General features: G+C 66.4%; 1 protein-coding gene and 1 pseudogene. Both read left to right on the forward strand.

Annotated elements, in window-relative coordinates:
• A pseudogene (locus SAZ01S_RS23210) lies at positions 1–229 on the forward strand (methyl-accepting chemotaxis protein); the annotation flags it as partial.
• Positions 230–261: 32 nt separating this feature from the next.
• Positions 262–1378: MCP four helix bundle domain-containing protein (locus SAZ01S_RS23215; protein ID WP_139810224.1), on the forward strand; the 1117-nt coding region annotated here is incomplete at its 3' end.

Consider the following 1378-nt stretch of genomic DNA (forward strand, 5'->3'; position numbering starts at 1 on the left):
ACAAGCCGAAGAGCTTCAGGCCAGTATTGCGTATTTCCGCGTCGAACGCAGCAGCGGCCATGCCCGCCCGGTCGCCCGTACCGCCCCCGCGCCCAAGCGCGCGGCGGCCGCGCGGCCGAAGGCGAACAGCGTCGCTGACCAGCAGGCCCGCGTCAGCGGCTTCGCGCTCGATCTCAACAATGGCGGGCCCGACGCCGAAGACGCCGCCTTCGGCGTCCACGCGGCCTGACCGCCGGCTCCCCCTCTCAAGGACCCACATCCATGCGTGCCACGATCAAGTTGAAACTTGGCCTCACCTTCGGCGTGCTCATCCTGTTGCTGCTCGCCGTGGTCGGCGTCGCCAACTCGCGCCTCGGTACCCTCAACCAGGCGATCAGCGACGTGATCTCGGGCCCCGCGCAGCGGCTCGAACTCGCGCAGGCGCTGGATTCCAAGACCAGCTTCGTGCTTCGTCAGGAAAAGAACCTCGCACTCACGAACGATGATGCGTTGATGCGCAAACTCGACGCGGACATGATCAAAGCGCGGAACGAAGCGCAGGCGCTGATCGAGAAGGGCTTCGCAACCGCAACCGAGCAGGGCAAGCCGCTATGGGCACAGGTCCGCAGCAAATTTGCCGATTATGTGCCGATCAACGAGCAGGTCCGCGCGCTGGGCCTGGCCAACAAGAACGCCGAAGCCGGCCAGCTGTCGGTCACCCGCTCGCGCGAGATTGCGTCTGAGATCAGCGAGATCACCGGCCAGATCGTGGCGCTTTCCAAGCAGCAGATGAAGCAGGCCGATCAGGATACCAGCGTCCTGTATGCGAACGCCGCGACGACGCTGTGGGTGGTCGCCGGTGTCGCCCTGCTGATCGCCGCCGGCGGCGCCTTCTGGATCTCGCGAATCGTCTCGCAGGGCCTGCGTCGCGTCTCGACCGCGGTGAGCGCCGTCGCGATCGGCGATCTCAGCCAGGACGTGACCGTCACCAGCAACGACGAGATCAAGGATCTGGTCGATACCGTCAACACCATGGTCGGCAACCTCCGCGTCAGCGCGGCGCTGGCCGACAAGATCGCCGACGGCGACCTGACCGTGCAGCACAAGCCGGCCTCGGACAAGGACGTGCTGGGCCACGCGCTGGTCCGCATGGTCGAGCGTCTGCGCGGCGTGGTATCGGATTCGACGGTCGCCGCGACCAACGTTTCGTCGGGCAGCCAGGAACTGTCGTCGAGCTCGGAACAGGTGTCGCAGGGCGCGACCGAGCAGGCTGCTGCTGCCGAACAGGCCTCGGCCGCGATGGAAGAGATGGCCGCGAACATCAAGCAGAACGCCGACAACGCCGCGCAGACCGAGAAGATCGCCCGCCAGTCCGCCAAGGATGCCGAGACGAGCGGCA

The sequence above is a fragment of the Sphingomonas azotifigens NBRC 15497 genome, assembly GCF_002091475.1.
Taxonomy (GTDB): Bacteria; Pseudomonadota; Alphaproteobacteria; order Sphingomonadales; family Sphingomonadaceae; genus Sphingomonas; species Sphingomonas azotifigens.